The organism is Micromonospora sp. CA-246542, assembly GCF_050942905.1.
In the GTDB taxonomy this organism is placed as follows: domain Bacteria; phylum Actinomycetota; class Actinomycetes; order Mycobacteriales; family Micromonosporaceae; genus Micromonospora.
Map to the genome: position 1 here is coordinate 3,577,198 of NZ_CP192040.1, position 14,473 is coordinate 3,591,670.

Genomic DNA, 14,473 nt, shown 5'->3' on the forward strand with positions numbered 1-14,473 from the left:
GTCGCATCGTGCGTGCCAGCCGGCTGGTCTCCCTGCTGCTGCTCCTGCAGGCCCGGGGGCGGATGACCGCCGGCGAGCTGGCCGATGCCCTGGAGGTGTCGGTGCGTACGGTGTACCGCGACGTGGAGTCGCTGGCGGCCGCCGGCGTGCCGGTGTACGCCGAGCGGGGCCCGGCCGGTGGTTACCGCCTCCTCGACGGCTACCGCACCCGGCTCACCGGCCTGACCGCCGGCGAGGCCGAGGCACTGTTCCTGGCGGGGATGCCCGGCCCGGCGGCCGAGCTGGGCCTGGGTTCGGTGCTGGCCACGGCGGAGCTGAAGCTGCGCGCCGCGCTGCCGGCGGACCTCGCCGACCGGGGCGCCCGGCTCCGGCAGCGGTTCCACCTCGACGCGCCGAGTTGGTTCCGCGAACCCGAGCCCACACCACACCTGGCCGCACTGGCCGCAGCCGTGTGGGAGGACCGCCGGGTGCGGGTGCGCTACCGGCGGTGGAAGGCGCCTCGGGAGGTGACGCGCACCCTCGATCCGTTCGGCGTGGTGCTCAAGGCCGGCCGCTGGTACCTGGTCGCCGCGGCGTCGGGACAGGTGCGGACCTATCGGGTGGCGGCGATCATCGACCTGGCCGTGCTTGACGAGTCCGCCGAACGGCCGGCCGGCTTCGACCTCGCCGAGAGCTGGCAGGAACTGGCCACCCGCTACGAGCGGAGCGTCTACCGGGCCGAGGCGCGGGTACGGATGACCGTGGCGGCGCTGGCGCGGACGACGTACCTGTTTCCGCCGGCGATGAGCCGCGCGGCGCAGGAGAACGCCGGTGCGCCGGACGCGGCCGGCTGGGTCACGACGACAGTGCCGATCGAGTCGGTCCGCCACGGCTGTGTCGAGATACTCAAGCTCGGCGCGGAGGTGGAGGTGCTGACCCCGACCGACTTACGCGAGCTGGTCGCCAGCACCGCCCACGCCCTCGCCGCCCTCTACCCACCGTCCGGCGACGCGCTCCCCCGAGGGCCGAAGGCCGGCGACGCGCCTGCCCGGGAGCCGAAGGCCGGCGACGCGCCGATGGCCGGCACCCCGGGGCGGGCGCCGGCCATCGAGGCGGTTTTCAGGCGTTGATCTGCCGGCGGCCGTTGCCGTTTGCGGTGATGGTGACCCGGCGGGGCTTGGCCCGCTCGGCGACGGGGATGCGCAGCGTCAGCACCCCGTGCTCGTAGCCCGCCTCCAGCTTGTCGGTGTCGAGGGTGTCACCGAGGAAAAGCCGCCGGGTGAAGGTGCCCATCGGACGTTCGGCGGCGACCAGCTCGATCCCGTCCCCGGAGGGTCGGCGGCGCTCGGCGCGGACGGTGAGGACGTTGCGCTCGACGGTGCAGTCGATGGTGTCGGGGTCGACGCCGGGCAGGTCGAACGCGGCGTAGAAGAAGTCTCCGTCGCGGTAGGCGTCGAGCTGCATCGTCGCCGGACGGGCTGTCGTACCGAAGAACTGCTCGGCGAGCCGGTCCACCTCGCGGAACGGGTCGGTGCGCATCAACATGGTCATGCCTCCTCGGTTCTCCTGGCCGAAGGTGATGGTTGAGTCGAGGTGACTCAACTTCCTCTTCTTATTTAGCGCGTCCCGAGCCGGCCGTCAACTCCTTCTCGAACCAGTGGTGGGCGTACGGGCCGTGTGAGTAGGCGGGGATCTCGACATAGCCGTGCCGGGCGTACAGCGCCCGGGCCTCGACCAGGTCGGAGCGGGTGTCCAGGCGGATCCGGTCCGCTCCGGCCGCCAGCGCCCGCGCCTCGACGGCGGCCAACAGCGCGGCCCCTCCGCCGGTGCCGCGGTGCGCGGGCCGTACGAACACCCGGGTCAGCTCGGCGAACTCGGGCCGCCACCGCAGGCCGGCGCAGCCGGCCAGCTCCGCGCCGCGGTGGGCGAGCAGGAGCACACCACTGGGGTACGCCAGGTCGTCGCTGGGCATCTCGGCGAGCGCGGCGTCGACCTCGCCGGGTCGCTCGGGGCGGTCGTAGTAGCGCACCACCATCTCGGTCATGTACTCGCGCAGCAGGAGTGTCGCGTCCGGATGATCGGGCCGGACAGCGGCGGTCACCCAGTCGGGTCGGACGGTCGTGGTCACCCGTCGATCATCAGTGGCCGGTCAACGGGTTTTCGGTGTCGGTCCGCTGGTAGATGCCCTGCTCACGGGTCAGCAACCGCTCGTCCACCAGGTAGCGGCGCAACGTGGCGTGGTCCGACGCGCCGCCGGCGCACCACGGCTTGAGCGCGTCGTCGACGGCCCGCTCCGGATAGCGGGTGCCCGACGCGAACGACCGCTGCGCGATGTGGGCCAGCAGCGTCCGGCGCCGTCCGCGCTGCGCCGGCATGCCCACCAGCACGTCCCCGCGCAGGAAGGTGCGCAGCACCGGGTCCTCGGTCGACCCGGTGTCGTCGGCCGGGCGGCTGTCGCGCGCCGCGGCCCGCAGCGACGCCTCGTCGACCGCGAGCGCGCCATCACCGCCGGTGATGAGGCCCGCAGCGGCGAGCCGACCGAGCCCGGTGCGCACGGCCCGGGTGGCCAAGCCGGAGCGCTGCACGACCTCGGGCACGCTTGTTGATCCCAACGCGACCGCCGCGAAGATCCGTCGCCGTCCGTCGTCGGCCAGGGCCCCGGCCAGTGCGTGTGCAGTCATGCCGGTCACCCTCCCATCGGCGTACGGGAGCCGCCAGGCGATTTCCGGTGTACGCGCCCAGCCGCACTGTCGCCAGCCTGCTGGTCCTCGTATCGAGGTTGAGGAAGATCGGAACAGCGATCAGCGGTGGAAACGATCGTGGTGCGAGGTCTGCCGCGGCGAGGTCCACCCGGGGGGTGGCCCGCTGGGTGCGTGGCAGCGGTGGGGGCGAGAAGACGCCGGAAGCGTCGAACTCGAAGGGAGGCGGGTCCGCGTGGACGAAGGCCGGCATGCGGACAGGGCGGGAACCGTTCATGGCTTCGGTGATTCCAAGGTCTCGGCGGGAGGCGCCGAAGGGCCTCCTGGATCCAGTGGCGGGTAGCCGGGTGTCTCCGGCTGGCGCGACGTCGCAGATCACGTCGCGGACGAAAAACCCGCACCGGTCCTGCGGTGCGAGTTTCGAGTGGCACGGCGGACGGAGGCGGGGAGGTCACTCGAACCCGTCCTCATCGCGCACGTGCGCCACTGGTCACTGATCCATGCGCGTCAGCATGGTCAACCTGTTCCTGGTGGGCAACGGATTTACCGCAGGGCTGCGCCCGCCCCGGCCGTGATCGTCACGTACGCCGTGGCGCTGACCGCCCTCGGCTGTCTCAACCCGGTCGGCACACCCGTACCCCTGGCGGTCATCGGCCTGCTGGTCCTCGCCGCGTACGGCGGCACCGCGCTCGTGCCCGGCGTACGCCAGCTCACCTGGCCGACGGCCCGCGAACCGCAACCGGCCGACCCGGCCGGCGTGCGCTGACCAGGCCGGGCCGGGGTGGACGGTCAGCCGGCGGCGCGGGCCATGGCGACGAAGCCGCGCCACGCGTCCGGGCGGAACGTGAGGGTCGCGCCGTCGCGGTCCTTCGAGTCACGCACGAGCACCACGCCCGGAAGGTTGTCGGCGACCTCGACGCAGTTGCCGCCGTTGCCGCCGCTTCTCGTGCTCGTGCGCCACCGTGCCCCGGTCATGTCCATGATCCCGCCGCTTCTCTGAGAAGGTCCAGGGAACGTCCCCGGGGCAGCGCCTCGCCGCGAATCCGCTCCCACCGCCGCTCCAGGCTAACAAGCTCCGATGGTCGGTCGAGGATCTGCGCCTGCGCGGCACTGTCGACGTGGGCGAGGCGCGAGCCGTCCGGCAGGTCGGCGATGGTGAACGGTCCGTCGAGCCCGGGATAGCTGGGGGCGTCGGCCGGCACGATCTGAAGCTGGACGGTGTCCGTCTCGACGTAGCCGAGCAGGCGGGTGAGCTGCGCTGCCATCAACGCCCGGTCGTCGCCGACGCGGCGGCGCAGCACCCCCTCGTCGAGCAGGGCGATGAGCAGCGGTCCCTCGGCCTCCCGTTCGATGATCGACTGCCGATTCATCCGCGCCTCGGTGAACTCGTCGACCGCGTCCGCCGTGAGGACCCCGCCGGCCAGGGTCGCCCGCGCGTACGCCTCGGTCTGGAGCAGCCCCGGCACCCATGTCAACTCGAACGACCGCAGGGTCACCGCCTCGCGTTCGATGTCGACCCAGGGTCGGAACCACACGGGTTCGCGGCGACGAAGGGCGTCCGGCCACAGTGCCTCGGCGTCGCGCGCCAGCAGCTCGGCGACGGTCCCGCGGTGTCGACTCTGGGGAACGTGGCCCGGGTTCGCCCACCGGGCGACGGTCTTCGGGTGCACACCGATCCGGTCGGCGAGGCTCTCGGCCGTGTGACCCGCCTCGGCGAGCGCGGCGACAAAGGCGTGGTTCATGCCGTTCCTTCCCTGGGGGCAAATGAGCTGCGCCAAGGAGATTACGTAACGCTGTGTGGTTGTCCAGAGACTCCCGGCAAAGTGGGGTATCGACGGCGCGGCCGGCAGGGACCCGAACCCGGCGGACGCGTTCGCGGCGGGGGCCGCTTCCGCGATCAGAAGCGACCCCCGCCTCCACCAGCCGATGAGGAGGACAGTCGTGCCGCACAAGGAAAAGGCGCACGCCCCGTTGCGCCCGTCGTGGCGCTGCCCAGTCTGCGGCATCCTGTGGCCGTGCTCGACCGCGAAGCTGCGCCTGCTCGGCCGGTACCGCGAGGACCGCCCGGGTCTGTTGACGCACCTGGCGGCGGTCCAGCAGGAGGCCGAGGCCGACCTCGCCGCGCTCAACCCCGACGTGGCGCTACCCGACCTGACCCCGCGTTTCGTCGGCTGGGCGCAGGCCCGCTGACCGGATCGGCCCCTCGTTGCGCAGCCGTGCGTGCTGGTGCATGTCGTGCCAGCCGTCGGCGTGCCGCATCGACTGACGCGCCACCCCCTCCACCGCGAAGCCGCCCCGCGTGGCGACCCGGCATGACGCCGCGTTGGCCGTCGAGTGGTTCAGCTCCAACCGGTGCAACCCGGCCCGCGTGAAGCTCCACCGGGTCAGCGCCTCCAGCGCCTCGGTGGCGAGCCCTCGACCGCGCGCGTCGGGCAGCAGCCAGTACGAAATCTGCGCCGACCCCTCGGTCAGCAGCACGTCCCGCAGTCCCGTCTGGCCGACCGGCCGGTCGTCGCCGTCGACGATCGCGAAACTCACGGCCGTCTCGGCACGCCACCGACCGGTCCACTGTGCCGTCCACGCCCTGGCCTCGGCGTCGTCGTCGAGCCGGAGCACGTGCCACCGCTGGATCGCCGGGCAGCCGAACGCCGTACGGACGGCCGGGGCGTCGTCGTCGCGCCACGGCCGCAGCGCCAGCCCGGGGCGTACCTCAAGGTGGGGTTGTTCCTGGGCGGCGAGACTCCCGGCCGGCAGGGCGGGCGTGACGAGCAGCGGCATCCGCCCATTATCGGGCCGGCGGCCTCACTCGCCTCATGATCGCGCTCGATCCATGATGTAGTGGCCTTCCTTGAGCGAGGAGGCCACTACATCCACGTTCGAGCGCGATCATCGCGCGTCGCGGGAACCGCCGATGGTCTCACTCGCCCGTCGGGCCGCCCGCCAGCTCGGCGACCACGTCGAGGTGGCCCAGGTGACGGGCGTACTCCTGCACCAGGTGGAACAGCACCCGTTCCAACGACGCCGGGTCCGCGCCGTCCCAGCGCGGGCCCGGCGCCCCGATCTCGGCCAGGTCGTGCGCCGTCACGACGGCCGTGGTGTGTGCGCCCTGCGCCCGCAACGCCGCGACCAGGTCGTCGCGTGTCTCGTCGGGAGCGACGTACCAGCGGTCGTCCCGACGGTCGCCCCACGGCTCGGCGACGTCCCGGCCCTCGAAGCCCCACTCGATCCAGCGCAGCTCGACGTGGCGCAGGTGCGTGAGCAGTTCCAGCGGCGTCCACCCGGACGGCAGTCGACTGCTGCGCAGCTCGGTCTCGTCCAACGCCGACACCTTGGCTACCACCGACTCGCGGAAGTAGTCCAGGTAGCGCAGGAAGACCTCGGTACGGCTGCCGGCCGGCGCGGTCGGCTCGGGGAAAGCAGTCATGAGCCGCTCGGCAGGTCGCGGCCGCGTTGCCGAATCCCGGCCCCGCCGTACGGGTAGTCGCCCACCGGGGGCGCGCTCGCCTCGTCCAGCAGCCGCATCTGCTCGTCGTTCAGGACGAGATCGGCGGCGGTCAGGTTGTCGTCGAGCTGCTCGATGGTGCGCGCGCCGAGGATCACCGAGGTGACCGCGGGTCGGGCCGCCAGCCACGCCAGCGACACCGCCGACATGGACGCGCCGAGGTCCTTGGCGACCTGGCCGACCGCGTCGAGCACCTGCCAGGTGCGCTCCTGCCCGTTGCGACCGGCGTACGCCTCGACGCCACGCTCCGGGTTCTCCCCGAGTCGGGTCGCGCCGGTGGGCGTGGTGTCGCGCCGGTACTTGCCGCTCAGCCAGCCCCCACCCAGTGGTGACCACGGCAGGATGCCGATGCCCTCGTTCTCACAGACCGGCACCAGCTCGAACTCGATCTCCCGGGCCAGCAGGTTGTACTGCGGTTGCAGCGTCACGATCGGGGTGAGGTTGAGGTGCTGGGTGAGCAGGGCCGCCTTCTGCAACTGCCAGCCGGTGAAGTTGCTGACCCCCGCATAGCGGATCTTGCCGGCGCGTACCGCGTCGTCGAAGAAGCGCAGCGTCTCGGGCAGCGGCGTCAGTGGGTCCCACGCGTGCGCCTGGTAGAGGTCGACGGCCTCGACGCCGAGCCGCCGCAGGCTCGCGTCCAGGGCGCGGGTGAGGTGCACCCGGGACAGGCCGGCGTCGTTCGCCCCCGGGCCCATCGGGAAGCGGCCCTTCGTGGCGATGACGAGGCGGTCACGCACGTCGGGCCGGGCCCGCAGCCAGCGGCCGACGATCTCCTCCGAGATGCCCCTGGAGTAGACGTCGGCGGTGTCGAGGAAGGTGCCGCCGGCCTCGACGAACCGGTCGAGCTGCGCGAAGCTGCCCTCCTCGTCGGTCTCCGCGCCGAAGGTCATGGTGCCCAGACAGAGAGTCGACACCACCGTGCCGGTGGCGCCCAGATTGCGATAGCGCATATCGTCCTTTCGGTCCGAGTGACAAAGCTGATCTTCGCACTCGTCCCCACCGCCCGCACACGGACGATCCCGAACCCCGGCACGGGCACCCACGCGGCTACGCCGCCGGTCATCATGAGCGGGTGAGCGAGCCCGCGATCGATACCGACCGACCGCACCGGCCCACCCCGCAGCCGCCGTCGGTGACGCCACCCGCGCCCGGCGCGCCCACCCGCGGTCCGTGGCTGGTGGCCGCCGCGACCAGCGTGACGCTGCTGCTGCTCGCCGGGCGCTACGGCTATCACCGCGACGAGCTGTACTTCCTGCTCTGCGGTCGGCACCTCGACTGGGGTTACGTCGACCAGGGCCCGCTGGTCCCCGCGCTGGCCCGACTGCTCGACGAGATCGCGCCGGGCAACCTGGTGGTCCTCCGGACGCCGTCGGCGCTGCTGGCCGGGGGCGCGGTCCTGCTGGTCGCCGCCACCGCCCGGGAGCTGGGTGGCGGCCGGGGCGCGCAGAGCTTCGCGGCGGTGCTCGCCGCGATCTCCGGCATCGTGCTCGCCAGCGGGCACCTGCTCAGCACCACGACCATCGACCTGCTGGTCTGGCTCGGCGTGGCGTGGTGCGCGGTGCGACTGCTGCGCACCGGCGACACCCGCTGGGCGCTCCCGCTCGGGCTGGTGCTCGGCGTGGGCATGCTGAACAAGCTGTTGCCGGCGCTGCTGGCCGTGGGCCTGCTCGCCGGGGTGCTGATCGCGGGGCCGCGTCGGCTGCTGCGCGACCGGCGGGTGCTCGCCGCCGCCGCGATCGCCCTGGTGCTGGCCGCGCCGAACCTCATCTGGCAGGCGGCACACGGCTTCCCGCAACTCGGCGTGGCCGCGTCCATCTCCGACGGGGACAGCTCCTACAGCGGCCGCCTCGACGCGCTCACCCTCCAGTTCCTCATCATCAGCCCGTACGCCGTACCGATCTGGATCGCGGGTCTCGTCGCGTTGCTGCGTCGGCCGACGTGGCGGTCGTACCGGGCGATGGGTTGGGCCTGGATTGTCGTGTTCGGTGTGGTTCTGGTGGCCGGCGGCAAGGGCTACTACGACGCTCCCCTGCTGTTGGCGCTCGTCGCGGCGGGCGCGGTGGTGACCGCCGCCTGGGCGTCGCGTGGTTCGGTGTGGCTGCGGCGGGGGTTGCTCGCGGTCGGCGCGGTGCCGTTCCTGCTGCCCAGCATCGTGCTGCTGTTGCCCGTGCTGCCGGCCGACCGGTTGCCCGCCTTCGTGGTCGACGTGAACTACGACGCCGGCGAGACCATCGGCTGGCCGGCGTTCGCCGACTCGCTCGCCACCGTCCACCGTGGCCTGCCGGAGTCCGATCGCGCGCGGGCTGTCGTTCTCACCGCCAACTACGGCGAGGCCGGGGCGGTCGCGCGCTACGGGCCGGCACGGGGGCTGCCCCGGGCGTACTCCGGTCACAACAGCATGCTCGACTTCGGCCGCCCGCCCGCCGGCGCGGACGTGGTCATCGCGGTCGGCTGGGAGCGCCCCGACGTGCTGAACGGCTGGTTCGAGCAGTGTGTGCTGGCCGGGCGGGTGGACCAGCGGGTCGAGGTGGCCAACGACGAGAACGGCGGCCCGATCCACGTGTGCCGGGGGCTGCGGCGTCCGTGGGCCGAGATCTGGGACACCGAGGTACGCCGGGCCGGCTGAGCCACGTCCCGCCCGCCGAGCGCTCAGCCGGCGGGGTCGCCGGTGAGCCAGGCGCGGACGGTGGCCAGGGCCTCGGGGCCGGAGTCGACGTCCACGTCGCGGGCGAGGTCGGCGATCGTGATGCCGGCCAGGGCGTCGCGCCACGCCGTCTCGGCGGTCCACATGGCGCGGGCGATCGGGCACGCGCCGGTGCAGTCGGCGGGCGGGGTGGCCAGCGGGCCACGTTGGCGGATCTCGGTGCACACGAAGGCCGGACCCGGCCCGTCGACGGCGTGGACCACGTCCAGCACGCTGATCGACTCCGGCGCGCGGGTCAGCGCGTAGCCACCGGACTTGCCCTGCACGGAGTGGATGAGTCCGGCGCGGGCCAGCGACTGGAGCTGCTTGGCGAGGTAGCTGCCGGAGACGTCGTGCAGCTCCGCGAGCCGGGCGGCCGGGACGGGCCGGCTGCTGGTGGTGAGCACGACACAGCAGTGCAGCGCCCACTCGACACCGCCGGACATCTTCATCGCCTCACCCTAGCCACCCCTCATACTCGGATCATTCTTATCCGAGTATAGTTCTCGGACATAAGAGGTCCGAGTTTGGCGGCCCCACCGGGGGGCCGGGACGAACAGGACACGGAAGGTGGAACGGACATGAAGATCGCTGTCATGGGCGGGACGGGCCTGATCGGCTCCCAGGTCGTCCAGATCCTGCGCACGGCCGGGCACGACGCGTTCGGGCACTCGCAGTCGACCGGAGTCGACCTCCTCACCGGGCAGGGCCTCCCCGAGGCGCTCAAGGACGTCGACGTCGTCGTCAACCTCACCAACTCGCCGACCTTCGACGAGGCCTCCCCCGCCTTCTTCCAGACCACCATGGACAACCTCCTGACCGCCGCCGAGCAGGCCGGCGTCGGACACGCCGTGGTCCTGTCGATCGTCGGCGTCGACCAGGTGCCCGACCTGGCCTACTACCGCGCGAAGGTGCTCCAGGAGGACATCCTCAAGGCCAGCGGGGTGCCGTACTCGATCGTCCGCGCCACCCAGTTCTTCGAGTTCATGGACGCGGTCATCTCCTGGACCGCCGACGAGACCGGCGTACGCCTGCCCAGCACCCCCGTACAGCCGATGGCCGCCGCCGACGTGGCCCAGGCCGTCGCCGACGTGAGCGTGGGCGCGCCCCTTCAGGGCATCCGCAACGTCGCCGGCCCGGACGTGTTCGGGCTCGACGAGCTGGGCCGGATCACCCTCGCCGCGCGCGGCGACCAGCGGACCGTCACCACCGACGACACCGCCGGCATGTTCGCGGCGGCCCCCGGTGACGTGCTCACCGGCAAGGAGGACGCCGTTCTCGCGCCCACCTCGTACCGGGAGTGGCTGGCGCGCTGACGCTCCACCGTGACGGGCGGGCTACGCTCGGCTCATGGTCACGGCGGGTCTCCTCCTGGCGGCCGGCGCCGGCCGACGGCTCGGCCAACCCAAGGCCCTCCTGCCGTACCGTGGCCGCCTGCTCGTGGAGCACGCCGCCGACCTCCTCACCGCCGCCGGCTGCCGACCGGTGCTCGTGGTGCTCGGCGCGCAGGCCGATGAGATCCGCGCCCGCACCCGGCTGCCCGAGGTGGTGGTGAACGGCGAATGGGCGTCGGGCATGGGCTCGTCGCTGCGGGCCGGGCTGGACTCTTTGGCGTCCAGCCCGGCCGCCGCCGTCGTGGTCACCCTGGTCGACCAGCCTGACCTGACCCCCGAGGCGGTACGCCGCGTCGCCCGCGACGCCACCGCCGAATCCCTCGCCATGGCCACCTACCGCGAGGGGCGACGCGGACATCCGGTGCTGCTCGGGCGCGACCACTGGGCCGGAGTCACCGAGGCGGCGACCGGCGACCGGGGCGCCCGCGACTACCTCCGCGCCCACGCACCAGCCGTACGACTGGTGGACTGCGCCGACGTCGCCGACGACACCGACGTCGACCTGCCCGAGCACGCCGCCCGCCTCCGATAGGGTGACGCCGTGCTCAGCGAGGTCAAGGGGTTGTCCCGACACTTCACCGAGGCCAGTCTGCGCGACCATCTCCTGCGGCGTTCGGTGCGGCAGGACGACGGCTGCCTCATCATCAGCGGGTACGGCACGCGGCGCGGCGTTCACCAGAAGATCGCCGGCCGCGCCTGGGCGCACATCGCCGCGTACGTGGTCTTCGTCGGCGGGTACCGCCCCGATCTGGAGGTCGACCACCTCTGCCCGGCGAAGGACTGCATCGAGCCCACCCACCTGCGGCAGGTCAGCCGCGCCGAGAACTGCCGCACCCGAGCGCAGGGCCCGACCTGCCGCAACGGGCACGACCGCGAGATCGACGAGTCGACGGGTCGATACCGCCGGACGTGTCGCGCCTGCAACCGGGACAGCCAACGCCGGTGGCGGCAGCGCCAGGCCGCCGAGGTGAGCCAGGCCCGCTCGGCGTACCTGCCGAACTGACGCCGCGCCCCCTCGGCGCGGTGCTGACGTTCGCCGCACCGGCCTCGGCGGCGGCACCGTCGGCGCAGGCGGCGGCGGGCCCGCCCTCGGCCTGCTACGGCGGCCACTCGTACTACGCCATCAACGGCGGCTCGTACAGCGGCAGCCGGCTCTACGAGGTTTCCGCCGGCGACTGACGCCCTGCGCGCGCACCACCGCCGCAGCGGGACCTGGGACTCCTTGAGGGAGTCCCAGGTCCCGCTGCCGTGCCGTCCCAGCACGTAGACGGCGGTCCTCGCGGTCCGGATTCGAGACGGCCTCCGAATACAATGGAGGGACTTCTTGAGCGAATCTTGAATCGCCTGGTCAGGCCGGGATCGGCGACAGCGGGGGACGGTGTCGGTGAAGTTCAGGCTGCTCGGCGAGGTCGAGGCGGAGATCGACGGCGAATGGGTCGACCTGGGCCACGCTCGACAGCGCAGCGTCCTGGCGATCCTGCTCATCGAGGCGAATCGCGTCGTGCACGTCGACCAGTTCCTCGACCGCGTCTGGGCCGACCATCGTCCGCAGCGCGCCGTGAATTCGCTGTACAGCTACCTGTCCCGCCTGCGGTCCTGCCTGGCCGGCGGTGCCGAGATCTCCCGCCGCTCGGGCGGCTACCTGCTCAGCGTGGACCCGGCCGCGGTGGATCTGTACCGGTTCCGCGACCTGGTCGCCGGGGCGCGCGCCGTGTCCGACGACGAGGTCGCGCTGGGGCGGTTCGACGAGGCTCTCGGCCTGTGGCGTGGCGAGCCCTTCACCCAGCTGGACACCCCGTGGCTCAACGAGACGCGCGAGGCGCTCACACAGGAGAGGGTGGCCGCCGAACGGGACCGCACGGACACCGCGCTCCGCCTGGGCCTGCACGCGTCCCTGCTGCCGGACCTCCTGCGGGACGCTCCGGCCCATCCGCTGGACGAGCGCCTCGCCGGGCAACTCATGCGCGCCCTGTACCGCTGCGGTCGGCAGGCCGAGGCGCTGGAGCACTACGACCGGCTGCGCCGTGTCCTGGCCGACGAGACCGGCGTCGACCCCGGTCCCGATCTGCAAGCGCTGCACCTGGGCATCCTCAACGGCGACCCGACTCTCGCCGCGCCGACGCCCGAGGCGGCGGCGGCTCCTCCGATCCCCCGGCAGCTGCCGGCCCCACCGCCGTTGTTCACCGGCCGGGTCCGCGAACTGGCCACGCTGTCCCGCCTGGTCGAGAGCCAGACCGACGACGCGGACGCCGTCGCCGTCGCGGTGATCGGTGGCACCGGCGGCGTCGGCAAGACCTGGTTGGCCCTGCGCTGGGCGTACGACCACCTGGACCGCTTCCCCGACGGCCAGTTGTACGTGAACCTGCGCGGGTTCGACCCCGCCGCCGAGCCGGTGCCGCCACCGGTGGCCCTGCGCGGCCTCCTCGACGCCCTGGCCGTACCCCCCAAGGCGATCCCGACCGGCCTGGAGGCGCAGGCGGCCCTCTACCGCACGCTGCTCGCGGACCGGCGGATGCTGATCGTGCTCGACAACGCCCACGACACCGAGCAGGTCGCCACCCTGCTGCCCGGCAGCCCCACCTGCACCGTCCTGGTGACCAGTCGCCGCCGCCTCGGTGGCCTCGTGGCGCAGGGCGCACAGGGGTTCACCCTGAACGTGCTCACCGACGACGAGGCCCACCACCTGCTGTCCCGCCGGTTCGGACCGCGACTCCTCGCGGAGGAACCCGACAGCGTCGCCGCGCTGCTGGCCCGGTGCCACGGCCTGCCACTGGCCCTCAGCATCGTCGCGGCGCGGGCGGCGATGCACCCCGGTCTCCCGCTGCGGGCGCTGGTCGACGAACTGTCCGAGGAGGCGACGCGGCTGGACGCCCTGACCACCGCGACCTGAGCGCCGACCTGCGCGCGGTCTTCGCCTCCTCCACGCGCGCCCTAGGGCCGGAGGCGGCCCGGATGTTCCGGCTGCTCGGTCTGACTCCCGGCCCCGAGGTCGGCCTGGGGGCCGCGGCGAGCCTCAACGGTCTCTCCCCGCGGCAGACCCGGCCGCTGCTGCACGACCTGCACGAGGCGCACCTGGTCCACCAGCAGACGTCGACGCGGTACCGCCTGCACGATCTGGTCCGCCTGTACGCGGCGGAGCAGGTCGGGCGCGACGCCCCGGATCACCGGCAGGCCGCCCTCGTCCGCATGCTCGACCACTACCTGCACACCGCCCACGCGGCAGCGTGCCTGCTCGACCCGGCCCGCGAGCCGATCACGCTGCCGCCCGCACAGCCCCAACTCACCCTCGATCCGGTAGCCGACCAGGCGCAGGCGCTGGCCTGGTTCCACACCGAACACGCCGTGCTGCTCGGCATCCTGCGGCAGTCCGCGCGCGACGGGCTCGACGCGTACACCTGGCAGTTGGCCTGGACGATGGAGAGTTACCTCGACGAGCAGGGACACTGGCGCGACTGGACCGCGACGCAGCTCGCGGCGCTGCGGGCCGCGAGCCGGCTCGGTGAGCGGCGCTGGCAGGCGTGCTCGCACCGCAGCCTGGGGGTGGCCCACACCCAGCTCGGCGAACTCGACGAGGCCCACCGGCACTACCAGGGGGCGCTCGCGTTGTTCGAGGCCCTGGGCGACCCGGTCAGCCAGGCGCACACCCACCGTGGGCTCGGCTGGGCCTTCAACCAGCAGGACCGCTGGTCCGACGCGCTGCGCCACAACGAGCTGGCCCTTGAGCTCTACCGGCAGGCCGGGCACCGGGCCGGGGAGGCGATGGCCGTCAACAATGTCGGCTGGCTGCACACCCAGCTCAGCGACCACGGCGCGGCCGTGGCGTACTGCGAGCGGGCGGTGGAGCTCAACCAGGAGATCGGCGACCAGCACGCCGAGGCCGGCGCCTGGGACAGCCTCGGTTACGCGTACCACCACCTGGGCCGGCACGCCGAGGCCAACACCTGCTACCAGCGGGCCCTCAAGCTGGTCCGCAACTTCCGGGACCGGTACAACGAGGCGGAGATCCTGACGCATCTGGGGCAGAGCCACTCCGCCGCCGGCGAGGCGGAGCAGGCGCGCGAGTTCCTGCGGCAGGCGGCGACGATCCTTCGCGAACTCGACCATCCGAACGCCGAGACGGTGGCCGACGCGTTACGCGACCTCGACGACTGACCGCCTCCACCACCGTCGTCGAAGAGGAGAGTCAAGACTCCCTCAAGGGCCGCGCAAGCCGGCC

Annotated in this window: 19 protein-coding genes; 10 read left to right on the top strand and 9 right to left on the bottom strand. The window is 72.8% G+C overall.

All coding sequences use genetic code 11. The annotated features are described in order from the left end of the window. Positions 1-8 precede the first annotated feature (8 nt). Complete coding sequence (locus ACQP0N_RS16790; protein ID WP_433111266.1) at positions 9-1,109, top strand: helix-turn-helix transcriptional regulator; 1,101 nt, start codon at positions 9-11, stop codon at positions 1,107-1,109. Here the strand turns inward: ACQP0N_RS16790 and ACQP0N_RS16795 are convergent. The 3 genes from ACQP0N_RS16795 to ACQP0N_RS16805 form a co-directional block, all read right to left on the bottom strand. Next, on the bottom strand, positions 1,099-1,524 hold the full coding sequence (locus ACQP0N_RS16795) for an Hsp20/alpha crystallin family protein (protein WP_433121665.1): 426 nt from the start codon (positions 1,522-1,524) through the stop codon (positions 1,099-1,101). The genes ACQP0N_RS16790 and ACQP0N_RS16795 overlap by 11 nt on opposite strands. Positions 1,525-1,591: 67 nt before the next feature. Beyond that, positions 1,592-2,107: a GNAT family N-acetyltransferase gene (locus ACQP0N_RS16800; RefSeq protein ID WP_433111269.1), complete on the bottom strand. Its 516-nt coding sequence runs from the start codon at positions 2,105-2,107 to the stop codon at positions 1,592-1,594. 10 nt (positions 2,108-2,117) lie between these two features. Next, positions 2,118-2,660, bottom strand: coding sequence for a DUF2087 domain-containing protein (locus ACQP0N_RS16805; RefSeq protein ID WP_433111272.1), 543 nt, complete (start codon positions 2,658-2,660; stop codon positions 2,118-2,120). Between the two features lie 589 nt (positions 2,661-3,249). Here ACQP0N_RS16805 and ACQP0N_RS16810 point away from each other — a divergent pair. Continuing rightward, positions 3,250-3,444, top strand: coding sequence for a hypothetical protein (locus ACQP0N_RS16810; protein WP_433111275.1), 195 nt, complete (start codon positions 3,250-3,252; stop codon positions 3,442-3,444). A gap of 23 nt (positions 3,445-3,467) precedes the next feature. Here the strand turns inward: ACQP0N_RS16810 and ACQP0N_RS16815 are convergent, their stop codons facing one another. Both ACQP0N_RS16815 and ACQP0N_RS16820 read right to left on the bottom strand, forming a co-directional pair. After that, entirely contained in the window at positions 3,468-3,659 is a 192-nt protein-coding gene (locus tag ACQP0N_RS16815) for a DUF397 domain-containing protein (protein WP_355244786.1), read from the bottom strand. After that, complete coding sequence (locus tag ACQP0N_RS16820) at positions 3,650-4,420, bottom strand: DUF5753 domain-containing protein (RefSeq protein WP_433111279.1); 771 nt, start codon at positions 4,418-4,420, stop codon at positions 3,650-3,652. Before ACQP0N_RS16820 ends, ACQP0N_RS16815 begins: the two co-directional genes overlap by 10 nt. A 199-nt stretch (positions 4,421-4,619) precedes the next feature. Here ACQP0N_RS16820 and ACQP0N_RS16825 point away from each other — a divergent pair, with 199 nt between their 5' ends. After that, positions 4,620-4,868 carry a flavin reductase gene (locus ACQP0N_RS16825; RefSeq protein ID WP_433111282.1) on the top strand — a complete coding sequence of 83 codons (249 nt, stop codon included), beginning with the start codon at positions 4,620-4,622 and terminating at the stop codon, positions 4,866-4,868. Here the strand turns inward: ACQP0N_RS16825 and ACQP0N_RS16830 are convergent. The 3 genes from ACQP0N_RS16830 to ACQP0N_RS16840 form a co-directional block, all read right to left on the bottom strand. Beyond that, the gene (locus tag ACQP0N_RS16830; RefSeq protein WP_433111285.1) at positions 4,821-5,456 is read right to left on the bottom strand and encodes a GNAT family N-acetyltransferase; all 636 of its coding nucleotides are present in this window, start codon (positions 5,454-5,456) and stop codon (positions 4,821-4,823) included. The two genes, ACQP0N_RS16825 and ACQP0N_RS16830, sit on opposite strands and share 48 nt — an antisense overlap. 139 nt (positions 5,457-5,595) lie before the next feature. After that, positions 5,596-6,102: a DUF664 domain-containing protein gene (locus ACQP0N_RS16835; protein ID WP_433111288.1), complete on the bottom strand. Its 507-nt coding sequence runs from the start codon at positions 6,100-6,102 to the stop codon at positions 5,596-5,598. Then, positions 6,099-7,130: an aldo/keto reductase gene (locus ACQP0N_RS16840; RefSeq protein ID WP_433111291.1), complete on the bottom strand. Its 1,032-nt coding sequence runs from the start codon at positions 7,128-7,130 to the stop codon at positions 6,099-6,101. Before ACQP0N_RS16840 ends, ACQP0N_RS16835 begins: the two co-directional genes overlap by 4 nt. Before the next feature lie 122 nt (positions 7,131-7,252). Here ACQP0N_RS16840 and ACQP0N_RS16845 point away from each other — a divergent pair, with 122 nt between their 5' ends. After that, entirely contained in the window at positions 7,253-8,806 is a 1,554-nt protein-coding gene (locus ACQP0N_RS16845; RefSeq protein ID WP_433111294.1) for an ArnT family glycosyltransferase, read from the top strand. 23 nt (positions 8,807-8,829) lie between these two features. On the opposite strand, the gene ACQP0N_RS16850 is transcribed toward ACQP0N_RS16845, so the two are convergent. Beyond that, positions 8,830-9,315 (bottom strand): RrF2 family transcriptional regulator, encoded by a 486-nt coding sequence (locus tag ACQP0N_RS16850; protein ID WP_433111297.1) that lies wholly within the window; start codon positions 9,313-9,315, stop codon positions 8,830-8,832. A 129-nt stretch (positions 9,316-9,444) separates the two neighbouring features. On the opposite strand from ACQP0N_RS16850, the gene ACQP0N_RS16855 reads away from it, so the two are divergent. The 6 genes from ACQP0N_RS16855 (at position 9,445) to ACQP0N_RS16880 (ending at position 14,409) form a co-directional block, all read left to right on the top strand. Then, positions 9,445-10,179: an SDR family oxidoreductase gene (locus ACQP0N_RS16855; RefSeq protein ID WP_433111300.1), complete on the top strand. Its 735-nt coding sequence runs from the start codon at positions 9,445-9,447 to the stop codon at positions 10,177-10,179. A 34-nt stretch (positions 10,180-10,213) separates the two neighbouring features. Beyond that, positions 10,214-10,789, top strand: coding sequence for a nucleotidyltransferase family protein (locus ACQP0N_RS16860; RefSeq protein ID WP_433111304.1), 576 nt, complete (start codon positions 10,214-10,216; stop codon positions 10,787-10,789). A 9-nt stretch (positions 10,790-10,798) separates the two neighbouring features. Next, a complete protein-coding gene (locus ACQP0N_RS16865; RefSeq protein ID WP_433111307.1) occupies positions 10,799-11,260 on the top strand; it encodes an HNH endonuclease in 462 nt (153 codons plus the stop codon). A 20-nt stretch (positions 11,261-11,280) separates the two neighbouring features. Continuing rightward, positions 11,281-11,436 carry a hypothetical protein gene (locus tag ACQP0N_RS16870; protein ID WP_433111310.1) on the top strand — a complete coding sequence of 52 codons (156 nt, stop codon included), beginning with the start codon at positions 11,281-11,283 and terminating at the stop codon, positions 11,434-11,436. 205 nt (positions 11,437-11,641) lie between these two features. Continuing rightward, entirely contained in the window at positions 11,642-13,147 is a 1,506-nt protein-coding gene (locus ACQP0N_RS16875) for a BTAD domain-containing putative transcriptional regulator (RefSeq protein ID WP_433111313.1), read from the top strand. Between the two features lie 62 nt (positions 13,148-13,209). After that, positions 13,210-14,409 carry a tetratricopeptide repeat protein gene (locus ACQP0N_RS16880; RefSeq protein ID WP_433111316.1) on the top strand — a complete coding sequence of 400 codons (1,200 nt, stop codon included), beginning with the start codon at positions 13,210-13,212 and terminating at the stop codon, positions 14,407-14,409. Positions 14,410-14,473 lie beyond the last annotated feature (64 nt).

What these genes read in the sequence shown, in the direction of transcription:
- ACQP0N_RS16855 (WP_433111300.1), top strand. Translation starts at nt 9,445, where the DNA reads ATGAAGATCGCTGTCATGGGCGGGACGGGCCTGATCGGCTCCCAGGTC.
- ACQP0N_RS16850 (WP_433111297.1), bottom strand. Translation starts at nt 9,315, where the DNA reads ATGAAGATGTCCGGCGGTGTCGAGTGGGCGCTGCACTGCTGTGTCGTG.
- ACQP0N_RS16840 (WP_433111291.1), bottom strand. Translation starts at nt 7,130, where the DNA reads ATGCGCTATCGCAATCTGGGCGCCACCGGCACGGTGGTGTCGACTCTC.
- ACQP0N_RS16830 (WP_433111285.1), bottom strand. Translation starts at nt 5,456, where the DNA reads ATGCCGCTGCTCGTCACGCCCGCCCTGCCGGCCGGGAGTCTCGCCGCC.
- ACQP0N_RS16805 (WP_433111272.1), bottom strand. Translation starts at nt 2,660, where the DNA reads ATGACTGCACACGCACTGGCCGGGGCCCTGGCCGACGACGGACGGCGA.
- ACQP0N_RS16835 (WP_433111288.1), bottom strand. Translation starts at nt 6,102, where the DNA reads ATGACTGCTTTCCCCGAGCCGACCGCGCCGGCCGGCAGCCGTACCGAG.
- ACQP0N_RS16815 (WP_355244786.1), bottom strand. Translation starts at nt 3,659, where the DNA reads ATGGACATGACCGGGGCACGGTGGCGCACGAGCACGAGAAGCGGCGGC.
- ACQP0N_RS16820 (WP_433111279.1), bottom strand. Translation starts at nt 4,420, where the DNA reads ATGAACCACGCCTTTGTCGCCGCGCTCGCCGAGGCGGGTCACACGGCC.
- ACQP0N_RS16795 (WP_433121665.1), bottom strand. Translation starts at nt 1,524, where the DNA reads ATGTTGATGCGCACCGACCCGTTCCGCGAGGTGGACCGGCTCGCCGAG.
- ACQP0N_RS16880 (WP_433111316.1), top strand. Translation starts at nt 13,210, where the DNA reads ATGTTCCGGCTGCTCGGTCTGACTCCCGGCCCCGAGGTCGGCCTGGGG.
- ACQP0N_RS16860 (WP_433111304.1), top strand. Translation starts at nt 10,214, where the DNA reads ATGGTCACGGCGGGTCTCCTCCTGGCGGCCGGCGCCGGCCGACGGCTC.